The sequence below is a fragment of the Candidatus Omnitrophota bacterium genome (genome assembly GCA_025453395.1).
Lineage (GTDB): Bacteria > Omnitrophota > Gorgyraeia > Gygaellales > Profunditerraquicolaceae > JAlOQK01.
In genome coordinates, this window is the sequence record JALOQK010000005.1 from 40,140 (window position 1) to 57,906 (window position 17,767).

Sequence of the window (17,767 nt, forward strand, 5' to 3'; positions counted from 1 at the left end):
ATTGGGATTTATTAAATAGGGGGTTATTATGTTTAAGATCTTAGTAAGCGATGCATTATCTGAAGAAGGGTTAAAAATATTAAAAGAGGTTAAAGATTTTACTGTTGATGTTAATACCCAGCTTAAGCCCGAAGAGCTTAAAGAGGCGATTAAGGATTACGACGCGCTTATTGTGCGCAGCGCCACAAAAGTAACAAAAGATGTATTATCCAATGCCGGTAAACTTAAGGTAGTCGGCCGCGCCGGAGTAGGGTTGGATAATGTGGACCTTGAAGCTGCCACTAGCAAGGGCGTGATTGTAATGAATACTCCCGAAGGAAACACTATTTCTACCGCAGAGCTTAGCGTAAGCATGATTTTAGCTTTGTCGCGTAATATCCCGCAGGCCAATTCTTCAGTAAAAAAAGGAGAATGGAAGCGTTCTAAATTTATAGGGGCGGAACTTTACGGCAAAGTCTTAGGCGTGGTCGGGTTTGGCCGCATTGGTTCGGCAGTTGCCAAGAGATGTTTGTCTTTTGGGATGAAGGTTGTGGCCTTTGATCCATTTCTTTCTAAAGAAGTTGCCGAAAGCTTAGGTGTTGAAATAGCGGATCTTAATGATTGTTTAGCGAGAGCGGATTTTATTACTGTGCATACGCCTTTGACCGAAGATACAAAGCATATGATCTCCACAGCCCAATTCGCCTTGATGAAAAAAGGCGTAAGGGTGGTTAACTGCGCAAGAGGCGGGATTATAGATGAGAACGCGCTTGTGGCTGCCTTAAAGGAAGGCAAGGTTGCCGCCGCAGCCTTAGATGTTTTTGAAAAAGAGCCGGTTGCACAAGACCATGAGCTTTTAAAGTTAGATAATGTGGTAGTTACTCCGCACTTAGGGGCCAATACCGAAGAAGCTCAAGTAAACGTTGCCATAGAGGTTGCCCAGATCGTAAGAGATGCCCTCTTGGGAAGAGGCATAAGAAACGCTGCTAATTATCCTTGCCTTGAGGCAGAGGTTTGTAAATTCCTTGATCCCTATATTAATTTATGCGAGAAGATAGGGATGTTCTCGGGCCAGATAGTAGAGGGAAGGTATCAGGAATTAAATATTACTTATGTCGGAGAGATCGCGCAGTATGACCTTAAGCCTTTAACCATGGCGTTGGTTAAGGGGATTTTGTCTCCGATCATGCAGGAGACGGTTAATTTTATAAATGCCATTAGCCTTGCCAAAGAAAGAGGTATTAAGGTTAAAGAAGGAAAGTCTCCGGCAGAAGATGAGTTTATTAATTTGGTTAAGATTGAAATCAAGACTGATAAAGAAACGCGTAAGGTTTGCGGAACGCTATCTCCGAATAAAAAACCAAGGATCGTTAAGATTGATGAGTATTATCTTGAGCTTGCGCCTGTGGGGGAAGTAGTGATGATCCAGAATAATGACGTTCCGGGGATCATCGGTAATTTAGGCACGCTTATGGGAAAACACAAAATTAATATCGCGGCGATGACTTTCGGCAGGGAAAAGCCCGGAGGAAAAGCTGTGTCGCTTTTAAATGTGGACAGCCCTATCTCGGCGGCGCTGCAAGATGAGATCAGAAAGATTGAGAATATACTTTCAGTAAAACTGATAAGACTATGATGGATTCCAAATTCCAACCACCAAACACCAAGCGGCCGTTTTGTAAATTGGTGTTTCGGAATTGGTTATTATTTGTAATTTGTAATTTGGTTATTGGTTATTCTCTACTATTCGCCCAGGAAATTACTATTATCTATACCGGGCAAACCCACGCCATGCTCTATACCTGTACTTGCCCCGTTGAGACAGACGGAGGAGTTGCCCGCAGGGCGTCTTTGATAAAGCAAATAAAGAAAGAGAAGCCCGCGGGAAGTGTTCTTGTGGTAGATTCGGGCAATTTCTTTGCCGCAGGCATATTGGATGAGTTCTCGCAGGACACCGCTCTTAATAGCTTGCGCAACGAATATAACCTGAAAGCGCTTCTTGCGATAGGTTATGACGCGCTGTGTTTGGGGGATGATGAGTTCAATTTTGGCGCGGATTATCTTAAGGAAAAGATCCAGGGTGGCAAGTTTAATTTTGTTTCAAGCAATATATCATTAAAGTCCGCAGCGCCTGAAATACCGGCTTATATCATTAAGCAGGTAAGCGGCATTAAGGCGGCGATTATCGGATTAACCGCTGAGCAGGCCGCCATAAAATCCGCCGGAAGCATTAATTTTATCCGTCCGGATTTAGCTTTGAGGCATGCGATTTTTAAGGCGAAGCAGGAAGGCGCAAATTTTATAGTTGTTTTAAGCAATCTTGCGCACAATCAAAATGTTTCTTTTCTTTCGCAGGTTGACGGGGTGGATGTTTTAGTCGCCAACGAATCCGCTCGGGATAAGGTTTCCGAGAAGGTTAATAATACGGTAATAGTCTATCCCTCGTGGCAGGGCAGGAAGCTGGGGGTTTTATCTTTGAAACTTGAAGGCGCCAAGATACAAAATTATCAAGCGGATTTAATCCGCCTTTCGGATAAGGTAGGTGATGACCCGGAAATCACCAAGATTATGCCGCGTTGCTTCATGGATATTAATTGCCGCAATAAAAGCGCGATTGGCGTCTGCCAAAATCCATCAGAAATGAAGGCTTCTTGTCAATTCCCTCAGGCAAGAAAAATAAAATTAACCGTTATTACCCATAAAGATTGCTTAGGATGTGATTATGAGCATTTGCTGAATCTTATCAAGAGAGATTTGCCCGGGGCGCAGCCGGCATATGTGTATTACCCTGAAGATAGAGCAAAGAAATTAATCAAGGATCTGAAAATTAATTTCCTGCCCGCTTATGTCTTGCCTAAAGATATTGATAAACAGCCTGGTTTCTCCGGCATAAGCGGTAAGTTGGAAGATAAGGGAAGTTTATATCTTATCAAGCCGGAGTTTTCTGGAGTGGCTATGTACCTTGACCGGCCCAAAAAGGATGGCCTGGATCTATTTTTAAGTATTTACGATAAGGCTTCTGCGCAGGTATTAGAAAATTCTATTGGTACTGGCGCAAGGTTGCATTTTTTGGCAATACAGAACCAGGCGGGCTTTGACGCGATGCAAGGGAATCTTGAAGTTGAAGAATATTTGCGCGCTGTGTGCGTAGAGAAATATTACCCTGATCAATATTGGGATTATGTCTTATGCCGCAGCAAGAACCTGAATTCAAGCTGGTGGCAGGATTGCCTGACCGGGGCGGACCAAGAGAAAATACATTCTTGCGCCACAACCGGCGAAGGCAAAGACCTTCTTTCCCAGAATATAAGCTTGAGTCAACAGCTTAGGATTATGATGGGCCCAGCGTATCTTTTAAATAATCAGCAAATCTTTTCTTTAAAACAGCCTTTAACCAATAAGCAGTTGAAGGAAATCATTCAGGGCCGCTAGTTTTTAGCAAAAGGGGGTATCGTTATGGAAAAAAGAAAAATATATCTTGTGGATGTGACAAATCGTGACGGGGTGCAGACTTCAAGGATTTGTTTATCTAAATTACAGAAGACAATGATCAATATTTATTTAAATCAGATGGGGGTTTTTCAGTCGGAATTCGGGTTCCCCATGACCCGCCATGAAACAAATTACTTAAACGCTAATTTAGAATTGGCGCAGGCAGGTGAATTGTCTCCCATCAGGCTTGGGGGCTGGATCCGGGCCACGCGCGAAGATGTCTCAACGGCTTTTAAACTTTTGCCTAAGATCAAACACCTGAATCTTTCAATTTCAACTTCTGACCAGATGATCGTGCATAAATTTAAAGGCAAGTTGGATCACGCCTCTATAATCAATGAAATGACTGAGGCTGTGCATTTGGCGCGCCAAGCCGGCGCAGAAAGCATTGGAGTTAACGCGGAAGATGCCTCGCGCACGCGCATTGAGTATCTGAAGGAATTTTCACTTGCCGCAAAGAAATCCGGCGCGGACCGCATTCGTTATTGCGATACCCTTGGATGCGATACGCCATTTTCCATCTATGATAGGATTAAGGATTTAGCTGAAGCGGTAAAGCTTCCTATAGAAGTGCATTGCCATAATGATTTGGGTTTGGTGGTAGCAAATTCCATTGCCGGAGCAAAGGCAGCCAATGATGCCGGATGTGACGCGTATATCAATACTTGCGTGAATGGCATGGGCGAGCGCGCGGGTAACGCAGATCTGGTATCGGTAATTTTGGCGGTTAAGTATGGCCATGGCATGCAGGATTATTGTTTGGATGAAAGAATAAACCTGAAGATGGCATGGAAGACCTGCACCTATGCTTCTTATGCTTTTGGCGTTGCTATACCCATAAATCAGCCCGGCATAGGAGCGAATGCCTTTGCCCATGAGTCTGGTATTCACGCCGACGGAGCTTTAAAAGACAGGCGCAATTATGAGCTGTATGATTTTGAAGAGTTAGGAAGAGGCGAACCGGAAATCATTGAAACCGGCAGGAAAATTACCGCCGGTGAATATTCCGGGATAAAAGGATTCCGCAATGTTTATGAAAAGCTTGAAGTTGAGTTTAAGGATGATGCCGAGGCGACAAAGATTTTGGAGTTAGTCCGTTACGCTAATGTGCATAATCAGAAACCTTTAGTTGACTCAGAGCTGCAGTTTATTGCCAAATATCCGGATATCGCACGTAAGATTTTTACTATGAATCCGTGAAGAAAGTGGATAGAAAATGAATACCGTATTAGTCGGCGCGCAGTGGGGAGATGAAGGCAAGGGCAAGATCATTGATATTCTTTCTGCCAAGGTGGATTATATTGTGCGCTATCAGGGCGGCAGTAACGCCGGCCACACCGTAGTTGTGGATGGCAAGGAATATATATTTCACCTTATCCCGTCGGGGATATTGCATGAAGATAAGATCTGCTGTATCGGAAATGGAGTAGTGCTTGACCTCCAGATGTTAGTAAAAGAGATAGAAGGCATAGAAAAATCCGGTTTAAATATTAAAGGGCGTTTAAAGATTTCGCATTTAACGCACGTAATCATGCCCTATCACCGCGTCTTGGATAAATTGCGGGAAACCCGGATTAAGAATAAAATCGGCACTACCGGGCGCGGCATAGGCCCTTGTTATTCCGATAAGATCAACCGTTGCGGGATAAGAATGATTGATCTTTTATCTGCCAAATCCTTTAAAGAGAAACTTGAGGATAACCTGCGCGAGAAAAATGAGATTTTGGAAAAAGTCTACGCTCACGCGCCTTTTAATGCTGATCAAATGTACCGGGATTATCTTAAATTAGCCAGCCGCATTAAGCCGTACTTATGCGATTTGGCTAAGCTTTTAAATAATGTGGTCTTTGCCAAGAAAGACATCCTCTTTGAAGGCGCGCAGGGGACATTCTTGGATATAGATTTTGGTACATATCCTTTTGTTACTTCATCTTCGACTATTTCCGGGGGATCTTGTATTGGGACAGGGGTTTCTCCAGATAAAATTGACCGTGTTTTAGGCGCTGCCAAGGCTTATTGCACGCGGGTTGGGGAAGGTCCTTTTCCGACGGAGTTAACGGGTAAATTCGGAGATTTCATCCGGAAAAAAGGCTGCGAATTCGGCGCCACAACCGGCAGGCCCAGAAGATGCGGTTGGTTTGATTGCCTGATGGTTAAAGAGGCGATCCTTTTAAACGGGATCTCTGAAATGGCGATCATGAAGATGGATATTTTGGATGGCTTAAAAGAAATAAAAATATGTACCGGATATAAATATAAAGGCAAAATTTTTAAAGAGTATCCTTATGATATGGACGTAATAACTAAGGCCAAACCGCTCTATAGGACGCTTCCCGGCTGGGATAAGCAGTTATCGGCTTTGCGCCAATTTAAGGCCTTGCCGGTTAACGCGCGATGTTATATTAAGGTATTGGAGGATATTTTAGGGGTCAAGGTTTCTATTATTTCGGTAGGCTCATCACGCGATCAAACTATCTTTGTTTAGAATAAAACAGGCAGTTGTTACTTGAAAAAACCTTGACTAAAACCCCTGGGCGTGTTATAGTTAAATTCCATTCAAAATTCCTAAAAAAGTAAATAGGAGGGTAGGTTAAAATGAAAAAAACAATCACTAAATTATTAGTTATATTGCTGTCTGCGTCTTTTATTTCCGGATGTACTTTTATTTTTCAGGTGGGCAGGCGTTCTGACAGCGAGAAAATTGATAAATTGTCAAAGCAGGTTGATCAGCTAAGCAAGGTTAAAAGCCTTTTGGAGCAGAGATTGGCTCAGGAAATACAGGATAAGCAGGTTAGCTTAAAGATGAGTGAACGCGGCCTTGTGATTACTTTCCTGGCGGATATACTCTTTGATTCTGGTAAAAATCAGATTAAAACCGATGCCTATCCTATTCTTAATAAAGTAGCGCGGATTTTACAGGAAAATGTGCCGGACCTTAAAGTGGGCATTGAAGGCCATACCGATAATGTGCCGATTAAGTTTTCGGGCTGGAAATCAAATTGGGAGCTTTCAACAGCCAGGGGCTTAAGTGTTTTGCATTATCTGGTTGATGAAAAGGGCGTTTCTCCGGAACGCATTTCCGCGATAGGCTACGGCGAACACAGCCCGGTAAGCTCTAATTCAAGCGCTGAAGGAAGAAAACTTAACCGCAGGGTGGAAGTGGTTATTTATCCTAAAGTGACCAAGGTGCGCGGTGAACAAAATCCCGAAGAAAAAGCTTATGTGCCGTCCGGGAAAATTAAATAAAAGATAAAATGGCAGGTAATCTTCCCTCTATTTTTAAGAATCGCATAGCGGTTATTTTAGGTTTGATATGCTGTATCCTTGTTGTTATTACGGTTAATTCATGCCTGGAAGTATCTAAGCATAGAAATGCCCGTCAGCAGGAAATGGCAGTGCGTTTAGACGCGGAAGAAAATCTAAACAAGATTACTAAAGATAAAACAGCCTGTCAGCTTAAGGCATCTGAAATTAGCAAGCAGCTAGAAGAGCAAAAAAGCGCCTTTGAATCAAATAAAAAAGCCTTGGTGCAAGAACAGTTGATCAATCAAAGCCTTAAGGAAGAGCTGGCTAAGGTTACCAGGGTCAAGGAAGCCTTGGAGCAGGAGCTTAAAGATGCGCTTACCCAAGCAAGTAAGGCTGTTGAGCAAAAGAGCACTAAATGAAGTAAACAATAGAGGGAGTAAGGCCTTTTCATCAAGGGGATAGAAATCCCCTTTTTTATTCCCTAAGGAGGGTTGTTATGGCGATTCTTAAAAAGATCCGGGATAAGATTAAAGGAGTAATCACCAAGACCAGGGATAGCAAGTTAATAAAGAGTATTCCCGCCAGGTTTAAAGCAAAATCTTTATTGAAGAAAAAAGAACCCGTGCAGGATCCCAAGAGAGAGGTGATGGGCTCTCATGAGACTTTAGTCGGCCAGGCTAAGTTTTACAGCCCTCAAGCAAAAGCTCAAACTGCGCGTTTCGTGAAAGATCTGCCCGCAGGTTACGGCAATGTGCGCATTGTGGCTATGGTGCGTGATCCTTGGTGGATACATACATACTGGGAGATTACCCAGGATACTTGGGATAACCTTAAGTCGCGTTTAAAAGAGAATTTTTCCTCGGCTAAATTAGTCTTACGGGTCTATGATGTGACCAATGTCATGTTTAACGGCAGAAATGCCCATAGATTCTTTGACGTGGAATTAGGTTACGGGGCTAATAGCTGGTATATAGATACCGGTGGCCCGGGAAGGGCTTGGTGCGTGGATATTGGATTAAGGCTGGCTAATGGAGAGTTTATCCTTATCGCGCGCTCCAATGTTGTTTCTACCCCTCTTGACGGGCCGTCATGGATCACTGATGAAGAATGGATGATCCCTGAAGAAATGTTTGCCCGGCTTTATGGCATGGGTTTTGGTTTTGGAAGAAGCTCCCCACTTGGAAAAGCCTGGCAGGAAAGAATGCGAAGGGCCCTTTTTTCTGGAATCCTGGCTTCTCCGGGCATGGCTTCTATGGCAAGCCCGGTTAAGAAACAGGCCCCTAAACAGAGAAAATTCTGGATGTGGGTGAATACTGAATTAATTGTCTATGGCGCTACAGAGCCGGATGCCAAGGTTACTGTGCAGGGGAAAACGATTACCTTGCGTCCCGACGGGACTTTTAGCTTGAGGTTTGCTCTGCCCGACGGTAAACAGGTAATACCGGTAGAAGCAACTTCTTCCGATGAAATTGATACTATTACCATTACGCCGATTGTGGAAAAAGACACAAAACATAACTCTGTGACACGACAGACAACGGGGGCTTAATGAATAAGGGATATCTATGCATAGTGCTGCATAGCCATTTGCCTTTTGTCAGGCATCCTGAACATGAGGATTTCTTAGAGGAAGATTGGCTGTACGAGGCAATTACTGAAACATATACTCCGCTTATTCATATGTTTGAAGGCCTGGACAGGGATGGCGTGGATTTCCGTTTGACCATGTCGCTTACTCCGACGCTGATCTCCATGCTTTCGGACTCACTTTTACAGGACAGGTATCTTAAACACATAAATAGATTAATTGAGCTGGCGCATAAAGAAGTTGAGCGCACGCGTTGGCAGCCGGAATTTCAGAGTTTGGCTACCATGTATTTAAACACATTTTGTAATTCCCGGGATACTTTCAACCGCTATGGAAAGAATTTAGTAAATGCCTTTAAGCGTTTTCAGGATTTAGGCAAGCTTGAGATCATTACCTGCGGCGCCACCCACGGTTATTTTCCGCTTATGGAACCATGCCGGGAATCTGTCAGGGCGCAGATTAAAGTAGCGGTTGCGCATTATGAAAACGCCCTTGGCCGGCGGCCAAACGGGATTTGGCTTCCGGAATGCGGTTTTATGCCCGGGCACGACGAGATATTAAAAGAGGCAGGGATCAAATATTTCTTTTCCGACGCGCATGGCGTTTTGCATGGCAGCCCTCGTCCTAAGTATGGGGTTTTTGCGCCTGTCTATTGCAAGTCCGGCATTGCCTGTTTTGCCAGAGACCTTGAATCCTCAAAGCAGGTTTGGTCTTCAATTGAGGGCTATCCCGGTGATTATGATTACCGCGAATTCTATCGTGATATAGGTTTTGATCTGGAGCACGACTATATCAAGCCCTATATCCATCCCGACGGGATACGCATCAATACCGGTATAAAATATTATCGTATTACCGGAAGCGATGATAAAAAGCCGTACAATCCGCTTGCTGCCAGAGAAAAGGCCGCCCAGCATGCCGGAAATTTCATGTTTAACCGTGAAAAGCAGGTGGAATATCTTTATGATTTTATGCAAAAAAAGCCGATGATCGTTTCTCCGTATGACGCGGAACTCTACGGGCATTGGTGGTATGAGGGGCCGATGTGGCTTGACTTCTTGATCCGCAAGATTCATTTTGACCAGAAAACTATAAAGATGACCACCCCCACAGAGTATCTTATGGAAAATCCGCGCAATCAGGTAGTTACTCCTTCTATGTCAAGCTGGGGTTGGAAAGGTTATAGTGAGATGTGGCTTCAGGGCTCTAATGACTGGGTCTACCGGCATCTGCACGCGGCATCAAACAGGATGACAGAATTAGCCAAAGAATATTCTTCTTCTAATCCAAACGGTACTTTGCGCCGCAGCCTCAATCAAGCTTTAAGAGAGCTTCTTTTGGCTCAGAGTTCTGACTGGGCTTTTATCCTTGGCACAGGCACGCACACTTCTTACGCTATTAACCGGACAAAGGAGCATCTCCTGCGTTTCAATACGCTGTATGAGCAGATCAAGTCCAGCTGTATTGATGAGGCGTATTTAGCGGATATAGAATATAAGGATAATATATTCCCCGCGATAGATTATCGGGTCCACCAATAAATATAAATAGAAATGGCAGATAAAAATATCGTTCCAAGGCACGTGGCCATTATTATGGACGGTAACGGCAGGTGGGCCAAACTTAAAGGCCTGCCGCGCTCTGCTGGCCATCGGGAAGGCGCTTTGCGCGTGCGTGAGATAACGCGTTTTGCCGCAGAGCAGGGGGTAAGATTTTTGACTTTGTTCGCGTTCTCCACGGAGAACTGGAACCGGCCCAAGAACGAAGTGAACATGCTGATGCGCTTCTTGACCCAATTCTTGAAAGGCCAATCCAAAGAACTTAAAAAGAATAACATCCGGTTTTTGACTATCGGGGAAAAGCATCCCTTGCCGGATTTTGTTTTGCAAGAAATAGAGCGCGTTAAAGAGCAAACTTGTGATAATACCGGGCTTGTTTTGGTATTAGCGCTTAATTACGGCTCGCGTCAGGAAATAATAGAGGCATGCCGTAAGATATCTGCTTCTGTTTCAGAGGGGAAGCTTTTTTTGAAACAAATAGATGAAAAGGTTTTCTCAAAAGCGCTTTTTACAGATGGCATCCCGGATCCGGATCTGTTAATAAGAACAAGCGGTGAGATGCGCATAAGTAATTTTCTTCTCTGGCAGCTTTCTTACGCGGAACTCTATTTTCCTAAGAAATACTGGCCGGATTTTAGGCAAGAGGATTTTAAGAAGGCAATATCTGTTTACGCTAAAAGAGAAAGGCGTTTCGGTAAAGTAGATGTTTATTAAAAGGCTTTTGAGCACTATTATTCTGGTGTCCATTATTGTTGTGGCTGTGCGCATAGACTGGCTTTGCGCGTTTGCGGTTTGCGGATTTATTGCGGTAGGGCTTTATGAATTCTTTACCATGCTTGAGAAAAAAGGCATTAATATCTATAAATATTTTGGCATTGGTATGGGGCTTATTATCCCGGTGTCAATTGCTATACATTTTGAGCTTACTAAGAAATGGGAACTTCTTTTTATCGTGCTTGCCTTGCTGCTTTTAATCGTAATGCAATTCAGGCGCAGGCAGAATCAAGGGGTAATCGTAGGCATATCCACTACTATATTCGGGATTATTTATGTGGCATGGTTCTTTTCATTTATGATTAAGATCCGTTATCTTGACGGGGGGATGGGGTTCTTAGCCGCCTTGTTGTTGATTACTAAGCTTGGGGATATCGGGGCATATTTAATAGGAAGCCGTTTTGGAAAAACCCCGCTTATGCCGCGGGTAAGCCCCAAGAAATCAGTAGAGGGGGCTGTTGCAAGCTTGGTTTTCAGTATAATTGGAGCTTTGGTCAGCAGGCCTTTTTTGGGGTTTGATTATATACATCTTGCGTTGTTAGGGGCTTCTCTTTCAGTGTTGGGGCAGTTGGGGGATTTGTCGGAATCCCTGATGAAGCGCGATTGTCAGGTAAAAGATTCAGGCAATATTATCCCGGGCATGGGAGGCGTATTGGATGAAATAGACAGCCTGCTTTTTACCGCTCCGGTATTTTATTTTTATTTAAGCGTAACCCTATGAAACGCATCGCTATTTTAGGCTCTACCGGTTCAATCGGGAAGAATGCTTTAGAGGTAATCAACCTTTTTCCGGATAGGTTCAAGGTGGTTTTTTTAAGCGCTAATTCCAATGTCAAGCTTCTTGAAGAACAGGCGCTTAGATTTTCTCCAGAATGCATTAGTGTTTGCGATAAAGACGCTCTTTTAAAATTGAAAGGTAAAATAAAAGGATCCATAAGGCTTGTTTCTGAAGATGCCATAGAAGAGATGCTTTCTTCTTGCCGGGCAGACTTAGTGGTTTTAGCCATAAGCGGTTCAGCCGCGCTTCGGCCGCTGCTTTGTTCTATAAACGCCGGATGTGACGTGGCTATGGCCAATAAGGAGGCGCTTGTTTGCGCGGGAGAAATAATCATGGCGCGCGCCAGAAGCAAGAAGATTAAAATCCTCCCCGTTGATAGCGAGCAATCGGCGATCTGGCAGTGCCTGGAAGGTGAGGATAGGAATTTCTTAAAAAAAGTTTATTTGACTGCTTCTGGCGGGCCGTTTTTGGAAGCGCCTTTAAGAAATTTAAAGAATATTTCAGTTGAAAAAGTGCTTGCCCATCCGCGCTGGAATATGGGCAGGAAAATAAGCGTGGATTCAGCCACTTTAGTGAATAAAGGCTTAGAGGTGATTGAGGCGATGCATTTATTCGGCCTTGATGTAAATCAAATAAAGGTGCTTATTCATCCCCAGGCGATCGTTCACTCTATGGTGGAATTTGTTGACGGATCGCTTAAGGCGCAGGCTTCCGTAACTGATATGCGTATTCCCATACAATACGCGCTTTCTTATCCAGAAAGGCTTCCGGCAAAAAGCAGTTTGTTCCTTGATTTTTATAAATTAAAAGAATTAAATTTTGATAAGCCTGATCTTAAGAAATTTCCTTGTTTAGGTTTTGCTTTAGAAGTAGCTAAGAAAATGGGCAATGCCCCGTGCATTTTTAGTGCCGCAAGCGAAAAGGCCACCGAAGCGTTTTTAGAAAAAAGAATCGGATTTTTAGACATACCAAAAGTTATAGAATATGTTCTTAGCAAAAGCTGTTATATTAAAACAATAGATTTAGGCGTTCTTCTTAGAGAAGACGCCTGGGCAAAAGAAACAGCATTGGCAAAAATTGAAAGGATAGGGCATTAATGGGCGTTTTAGCTTTTTTCTTGATCTTGGGGATTTTGATTATTGTGCATGAGTTTGGCCATTTTATTATTGCCCGAAAGGCGGGGATAAGGGTTGAGAAATTTTCTTTAGGGTTCGGCCCGGCGATCTTAAGGAAAAAGACTAAGCAAACGGAATATACTTTAAACGCTGTTGCTTTGGGCGGGTATGTCAAGTTAGCCGGAGACAGCCTTGAGGATTATACCGGTAAAGCCGATGAGTATTTAGCGCAAAAGCCATCGCGCAGAGCCGCGGTGGTTTTTGCCGGACCGCTTTTGAATTACCTCTTGGGGATTTTTTGTTTTTGGTTGATATTCGTAGTCGGCTACCCGGCGCTTACCAATAAAGTCGGAGGGCTTCTTGACGGCTATGGAGCAAAAACTGCCGGTATCCAAGCGGGCGATAAGATTGTAAACATTAATGGCAAGCGAATCTTATTTTGGGAAGAATTGCAAAGGCAGGTTCAGGATGCTTCGGACAAAAGTTCCCTGGAGGTAGTAGTTTTAAGGGGGGAAAAAGAAATAAATTTTACCATTCCCCTTAAAGATAAACAGGTTGAGGACTTGATCGGCCAAAAAAAGCGCGTTGGCCTTTTGGGGGTAATTCCTGCGGAAGAATTCGTTACGGTTAGATACAATCCTTTTAAGGCGCTTTATTACGCTAGTTTAAAAAGTGTAGACTTGACGGTTATGACTTACAGGGCGCTTTGGTTTATGGTTTCAGGGAGACTTTCTTTCCGCGATTCAGTAACCGGACCATTAGGGATTTTTTATATTACCAATAAAACCGCTGGTTTAGGCATATTGGCATTGGTGCATTTGGTGGGGATTTTAAGCATTAGTTTAGCGCTTTTTAATATTTTACCTTTCCCGGTCTTAGACGGTGGACATCTTTTCTTTCTCTTGGTTGAGAAAATACGCGGCAAAGGTTTAAGCCCTAAGGCAGATCAGATAGTGGCTAATTTTGGCATGACTGCGATTATCGCCTTAGCTATTTTTGTTACTTATAATGATATTTTAAAATTCAAAGACAAGTTATTCGGTTTTTTTATTAAATAAAAATGCGGATTAAAAGAAGAAAAACAAGGATCATTAAGGTTGGGAATGTTTTTTTAGGCGGCAACTATCCTGTTGCGGTGCAGTCCATGGCAAAATACAAGACCTCGGACTGCGAGGCGGTTATCCGTCAGATAAATAAGCTTTCTTCTTGCGGCTGCGAGATTGTGCGTTTGGCAATAAAAGATACCGACGACGCGCTTGCCGTGAAAAGGATTAAGTCTTCTGTTAGAATTCCGCTTGTGGCGGATATACATTTTAATTATAAGTTTGCTATTGCCGCCATTGAAAACGGGATTGATAAGATAAGGCTTAATCCGGGGAATATTTATAAAACTAAAGAAGTAAATGCGGTTGTGGATTCAGCTAAGGCGCATCATATCCCGATAAGGGTAGGGCTTAATTCCGGGTCGTTGCGTTCTGATTATAAAGGCATTGCCTTAGGGATGGTAAAGTCAGCTTTAGGCTATATCAAAGTATTAGAGAAAAGAAATTTTCATGATATTGTAGTTTCCTTAAAAGCCTCCAATATTTTAGACACCGTAGAGGCCTATCGTAAGATGAGTTCTGTTTGCGATTATCCGCTGCATTTGGGCCTAACTGCTACTGGGCTTCCTAAGCAGGGGATGGTCAGCTCTTCCATCGCAATAGGGGCTTTGCTTTTAGACGGTATCGGTGATACAATAAGGATATCCTTAACCGATAAGCCCGAAGAGGAAGCCAGAGCCGCGCGTTGGATATTACAGGCTTTGGGCTTGCGTAATTTTGGTTTTGAGGTAATAAGCTGTCCTACTTGCGGCAGATGTGAAGTAGATTTAGTTAATATTGTGCGTGATTTTGAGAATCAGCTATCAGCTATCAGCTGTCAGCTTTCAGCTAAACCGATTAAAGTGGCACTCATGGGCTGCGTGGTCAATGGCCCTGGTGAAGCAAAGCACGCTGATATAGGAGTTGCCTTTGGTAAAAAAGATGGGCTTTTGTTTAAGAAAGGAAAGCCTGTATCCAAGGTCTCCACAGATAGTTGCGTGGAAACGCTTATTAAACAGCTAAGGAGTTTTTCATGTCGCGGGAAATAAAAGAAAAAATAAAAAATAAGATCATTAGCCAGTACAGCGGGCTTTTACTTAATAACGCTGATAAACAGTTAATGCGCCAGAAAGTAGCAGATGCCGTTGATATTTTAATTACAGAAGATTTCCCGAAGTTAGAAGATGAGGTGAAGGCTAAATTAAAAGAAGAACTAACAGACGAGTTGACCGGATTAGGCCCCATAGAAAAACTTATGCTTGACCCTCAGGTTACTGAGGTGATGATAAACGGCCCGCGTAAGGTGTACGCGGAAATAGGCGGAAAAACCAAACTGACAAATGTTGCCTTTGACAATGAAGCGCATTTGATGTATTTCTTGAATAAAATGCTTCTTCCCACCCGCCGCCGGGTTGATGAAAGCCTGCCCTACACGGAAATTGCCCTGGATTCAGGCGCTAGGGTTAATATTGTTATCGCGCCTCTTGCCTTAAATGGCCCGGTAGTTACGATCAGGAAATTTCTTAAGGAAATAAAGACTATCGAAGATCTGGTGAATTTGGGGACTATGGACAATCGGATGAGCCAGTTTTTAAAAGCCTCAATTCAGGCGCAGGCAAATGTTATTTTTAGCGGGCCTACCGGAGTTGGCAAGACTACGACCTTAAACGTTCTTTCTTCTTACATTTCGGAGAAAGAAAGGATAATCACTATTGAAGATACCGCGGAATTAAGGTTGACCCAGGATCATGTGGTGCGCTTGGAATCCCGCAATCCAAACATGGACGGAAAAGGCGAGATCACTATCCGTGAACTTTTTAAGAATTCCTTAAGGATGCGCCCGGATAGAATTATCTTAGGCGAGATCCGCGGCGCGGAAGCCTTGGAGATGCTGCAGGCGATTTGTTCCGGGCACAGGGGGTCATTATCTGTCCTGCATGCCAGTTCTCCCCAAGATGTGATATACCGGCTTGAAACGATGATCTTAACCAGCGGGATTTCTATTTCGCTTGAGGCTATTCAAAGGCAGATGTCCGCTTCTTTGGATCTAATCGTTCAACAGGAACAGCTTTTGGATGGCTCAAGAAAAATAACCCATATTACTCAAGCCAATGGCACCAAAGATGGGCAAGTTTGCCTGGAAGATATTTTTATCTATGACCTGGAAGGCATAACAGCAGACGGTAAAGTTAAAGGCAAATGGAAGGCAACCGGAGTAGTCCCGAAATTTTATCCGCAATTAGTCAAAAAAGGCATTGCCCTGGACCAGGGTATTTTTAATAAAGGATAAAGGAGAACGATTCATGTTTTGGTCAAAGTCGCTTATACCTACGCTCAAAGAGGCTGCCCAAGAGGCAGAATCTTTTACGCATCAGATGATGCTAAGGGCAGGCCTAATCCGCATGCTTATCTCAGGGGTGTATTCATACCTGCCTTTAGGCTTAAGGGTATTAAAAAATATTGAGAAGATCATTCGTGAAGAGATGGATACAGCCGGAGCAGCTGAATTATTGCTTCCGGCGTTACAGCCCAAGGAGCTGTGGGAGAAAACCGGGAGAGACGCTGTTTTAGGCGACGTGATGATCCGGTTTGTGGACCGCCGGGGCAGGAATTTATGTTTAGGTCCCACTCATGAAGAAGTGGTTACTGACTTGGTAAAGTCGTATGTGTTCAGTTACCGCCAGTTACCGTTGGTAGTTTATCAGATCCAGACTAAATTCCGCGATGAGATACGCCCGCGCTTTGGCTTGGTCAGGGGTTGTGAATTTGTCATGAAAGACGCCTATAGCTTTGATAAAGATACAGCAGGCCTGGAAAAAAATTACCATGTTATGTATGAAGCGTATAAAAGAATATTTAAAAGATGCGGCATTAATATCCTTGTGGTTGAGGCGGATTCCGGGGTGATGGGAGGAAAGATTTCCCATGAGTTCATGGCTGGGGCAAGAGAGGGCGAAGATTCGGTATATTCCTGCGCCCAGTGTAATTTAGCAAAACCCTTTAAAGACGGCCAGATTGCCCCTGTATGCCAGGCCTGTAATACTGCTATGGAGAAAATAAGCGCTTTGGAGCTGGGGCATGTGTTTCAGCTGGGCACCAAATATTCCGAAAGTTTAGGCGCTAATTTTGCCGATGAGAAAGATAATCCCGTGCCTTTCATTATGGGTTGTTATGGTATCGGGGTGTCGCGATTGCTTCCGGCGATTATTGAGCATAATCATGACGCAAACGGTATTGTCTGGCCGCGTCAAGTAAGCCCCTATGATGTCCTGATTATTCCGCTTGATATAAATGATTCTAAGATCATGGATCAGGCTTTGTCTTTTTACAAGAAAATCCAGGGGCATGATTTAGAAGTTCTTCTTGATGACCGCGATGAACGCGCAGGGGTGAAATTCAAGGACGCCGACCTTATCGGAGTCACCGCGCAGGTTATTATCGGCAAAGAATACCTAAAAACCGGCAACCTTGAGTTGAAGCTGCGCAGGGGTAATGAGAAATTCTTCCTTACTGATTATGAAATATTATGCAAATTAAAAGAGTATATCCGTGGATAACGCGCATTTGGCTGTTTTATTAGAAGAGAAAATCGGCAAATCAGTGTCTGAACAGGGGTTTGAACTGGTGGAGCTTTTGTGCAGGCAAAATCAAGGCAGCTTTACCATAACCGCCCTTGTAGACCGCCGGGAAGGCGGGATCACCCTGGATGAATGCGTTTCTTTAAATTCTTTAATAGGAGAGTTTCTTGAAAAAGAAGACCTTATCCCCGGAAGTTATATTTTAGAGGTTTCTTCTCCGGGAGTGGACAGGGAATTCTCCAAGAAAAAAGATTTTATGCGCTCTCTGAATTGCAAAATAAAATTTTTCTTAAAAGAGCAGGTTGATGGAAAAATAGAATGGGATGGGGTTTTAGAGCAAGTTAAGGATAATGATCTAATAGTAAAAGCAAAACAGGGGTATATAGTAATTCCCCTGGAAAAAGTAAACAAGGCAAAACGGATAATCGAGTAGGCAGACACCCGGCGCTTATCGTACCTTGGCAAAAATGTTTGCCAAGTACGCCCTTTCTGGGCTGAATTGGGCCGGTGTTCGCTACTGCTAACACCCGGCCCTATCGGATGGGCCGGTGTTCGCTACTGCTAACACCCGGCCCT

At 43.7% G+C, this 17,767-nt stretch carries 16 protein-coding genes; all 16 read left to right on the plus strand.

Annotated elements, in window-relative coordinates; all coding sequences use genetic code 11:
* Nucleotides 1-28 precede the first annotated feature (28 nt).
* The 16 genes from serA (at nt 29) to MUF05_05910 (ending at nt 17,624) form a co-directional block, all read left to right on the plus strand.
* Nucleotides 29-1,615 (plus strand): phosphoglycerate dehydrogenase, encoded by a 1,587-nt coding sequence (serA, locus tag MUF05_05835; protein MCU0666594.1) that lies wholly within the window; start codon nt 29-31, stop codon nt 1,613-1,615.
* Nucleotides 1,612-3,411 carry a hypothetical protein gene (locus MUF05_05840; protein MCU0666595.1) on the plus strand — a complete coding sequence of 600 codons (1,800 nt, stop codon included), beginning with the start codon at nt 1,612-1,614 and terminating at the stop codon, nt 3,409-3,411. The genes serA and MUF05_05840 overlap by 4 nt, the downstream gene beginning before the upstream one ends.
* Nucleotides 3,412-3,435: 24 nt before the next feature.
* Nucleotides 3,436-4,671: a homocitrate synthase gene (locus tag MUF05_05845; protein MCU0666596.1), complete on the plus strand. Its 1,236-nt coding sequence runs from the start codon at nt 3,436-3,438 to the stop codon at nt 4,669-4,671.
* Nucleotides 4,672-4,687: 16 nt separating this feature from the next.
* Nucleotides 4,688-5,956, plus strand: coding sequence for an adenylosuccinate synthase (locus tag MUF05_05850; protein ID MCU0666597.1), 1,269 nt, complete (start codon nt 4,688-4,690; stop codon nt 5,954-5,956).
* 110 nt (nt 5,957-6,066) lie between these two features.
* A complete protein-coding gene (locus tag MUF05_05855) occupies nt 6,067-6,717 on the plus strand; it encodes an OmpA family protein (GenBank protein ID MCU0666598.1) in 651 nt (216 codons plus the stop codon).
* 8 nt (nt 6,718-6,725) lie between these two features.
* Complete coding sequence (locus MUF05_05860; protein MCU0666599.1) at nt 6,726-7,136, plus strand: hypothetical protein; 411 nt, start codon at nt 6,726-6,728, stop codon at nt 7,134-7,136.
* 77 nt (nt 7,137-7,213) lie between these two features.
* The gene (locus MUF05_05865; protein MCU0666600.1) at nt 7,214-8,266 is read left to right on the plus strand and encodes a DUF4912 domain-containing protein; all 1,053 of its coding nucleotides are present in this window, start codon (nt 7,214-7,216) and stop codon (nt 8,264-8,266) included.
* Complete coding sequence (locus MUF05_05870) at nt 8,266-9,846, plus strand: DUF1957 domain-containing protein (protein MCU0666601.1); 1,581 nt, start codon at nt 8,266-8,268, stop codon at nt 9,844-9,846. Before MUF05_05865 ends, MUF05_05870 begins: the two co-directional genes overlap by 1 nt.
* Nucleotides 9,847-9,858: 12 nt before the next feature.
* Nucleotides 9,859-10,578 carry an isoprenyl transferase gene (locus tag MUF05_05875; protein MCU0666602.1) on the plus strand — a complete coding sequence of 240 codons (720 nt, stop codon included), beginning with the start codon at nt 9,859-9,861 and terminating at the stop codon, nt 10,576-10,578.
* Nucleotides 10,568-11,359 carry a phosphatidate cytidylyltransferase gene (locus tag MUF05_05880; GenBank protein ID MCU0666603.1) on the plus strand — a complete coding sequence of 264 codons (792 nt, stop codon included), beginning with the start codon at nt 10,568-10,570 and terminating at the stop codon, nt 11,357-11,359. The genes MUF05_05875 and MUF05_05880 overlap by 11 nt, the downstream gene beginning before the upstream one ends.
* Nucleotides 11,356-12,513 carry a 1-deoxy-D-xylulose-5-phosphate reductoisomerase gene (gene dxr, locus MUF05_05885; protein ID MCU0666604.1) on the plus strand — a complete coding sequence of 386 codons (1,158 nt, stop codon included), beginning with the start codon at nt 11,356-11,358 and terminating at the stop codon, nt 12,511-12,513. The genes MUF05_05880 and dxr overlap by 4 nt, the downstream gene beginning before the upstream one ends.
* Complete coding sequence (rseP, locus tag MUF05_05890; GenBank protein MCU0666605.1) at nt 12,513-13,589, plus strand: RIP metalloprotease RseP; 1,077 nt, start codon at nt 12,513-12,515, stop codon at nt 13,587-13,589. Before dxr ends, rseP begins: the two co-directional genes overlap by 1 nt.
* Nucleotides 13,590-13,591: 2 nt before the next feature.
* Complete coding sequence (gene ispG, locus MUF05_05895; GenBank protein ID MCU0666606.1) at nt 13,592-14,662, plus strand: flavodoxin-dependent (E)-4-hydroxy-3-methylbut-2-enyl-diphosphate synthase; 1,071 nt, start codon at nt 13,592-13,594, stop codon at nt 14,660-14,662.
* The gene (locus tag MUF05_05900) at nt 14,647-15,903 is read left to right on the plus strand and encodes a CpaF family protein (protein MCU0666607.1); all 1,257 of its coding nucleotides are present in this window, start codon (nt 14,647-14,649) and stop codon (nt 15,901-15,903) included. The genes ispG and MUF05_05900 overlap by 16 nt, the downstream gene beginning before the upstream one ends.
* A 13-nt stretch (nt 15,904-15,916) precedes the next feature.
* Nucleotides 15,917-17,170, plus strand: a complete 1,254-nt coding sequence (proS, locus tag MUF05_05905; protein ID MCU0666608.1) for a proline--tRNA ligase — start codon at nt 15,917-15,919, stop codon at nt 17,168-17,170.
* Nucleotides 17,163-17,624: a hypothetical protein gene (locus MUF05_05910; GenBank protein ID MCU0666609.1), complete on the plus strand. Its 462-nt coding sequence runs from the start codon at nt 17,163-17,165 to the stop codon at nt 17,622-17,624. The genes proS and MUF05_05910 overlap by 8 nt, the downstream gene beginning before the upstream one ends.
* The last annotated feature ends 143 nt before the right edge of the window (nt 17,625-17,767 follow it).

Bases quoted from the DNA above. Each gene is read 5' to 3' on its own strand.
- MUF05_05860 (MCU0666599.1), top strand. From the start codon at position 6,726: ATGGCAGGTAATCTTCCCTCTATTTTTAAGAATCGCATAGCGGTTATT.
- MUF05_05840 (MCU0666595.1), top strand. From the start codon at position 1,612: ATGATGGATTCCAAATTCCAACCACCAAACACCAAGCGGCCGTTTTGT.
- ispG (MCU0666606.1), top strand. From the start codon at position 13,592: ATGCGGATTAAAAGAAGAAAAACAAGGATCATTAAGGTTGGGAATGTT.
- proS (MCU0666608.1), top strand. From the start codon at position 15,917: ATGTTTTGGTCAAAGTCGCTTATACCTACGCTCAAAGAGGCTGCCCAA.
- MUF05_05865 (MCU0666600.1), top strand. From the start codon at position 7,214: ATGGCGATTCTTAAAAAGATCCGGGATAAGATTAAAGGAGTAATCACC.
- MUF05_05845 (MCU0666596.1), top strand. From the start codon at position 3,436: ATGGAAAAAAGAAAAATATATCTTGTGGATGTGACAAATCGTGACGGG.
- rseP (MCU0666605.1), top strand. From the start codon at position 12,513: ATGGGCGTTTTAGCTTTTTTCTTGATCTTGGGGATTTTGATTATTGTG.
- MUF05_05900 (MCU0666607.1), top strand. From the start codon at position 14,647: ATGTCGCGGGAAATAAAAGAAAAAATAAAAAATAAGATCATTAGCCAG.
- MUF05_05850 (MCU0666597.1), top strand. From the start codon at position 4,688: ATGAATACCGTATTAGTCGGCGCGCAGTGGGGAGATGAAGGCAAGGGC.
- MUF05_05880 (MCU0666603.1), top strand. From the start codon at position 10,568: ATGTTTATTAAAAGGCTTTTGAGCACTATTATTCTGGTGTCCATTATT.
- MUF05_05855 (MCU0666598.1), top strand. From the start codon at position 6,067: ATGAAAAAAACAATCACTAAATTATTAGTTATATTGCTGTCTGCGTCT.
- MUF05_05870 (MCU0666601.1), top strand. From the start codon at position 8,266: ATGAATAAGGGATATCTATGCATAGTGCTGCATAGCCATTTGCCTTTT.
- serA (MCU0666594.1), top strand. From the start codon at position 29: ATGTTTAAGATCTTAGTAAGCGATGCATTATCTGAAGAAGGGTTAAAA.
- MUF05_05875 (MCU0666602.1), top strand. From the start codon at position 9,859: ATGGCAGATAAAAATATCGTTCCAAGGCACGTGGCCATTATTATGGAC.
- dxr (MCU0666604.1), top strand. From the start codon at position 11,356: ATGAAACGCATCGCTATTTTAGGCTCTACCGGTTCAATCGGGAAGAAT.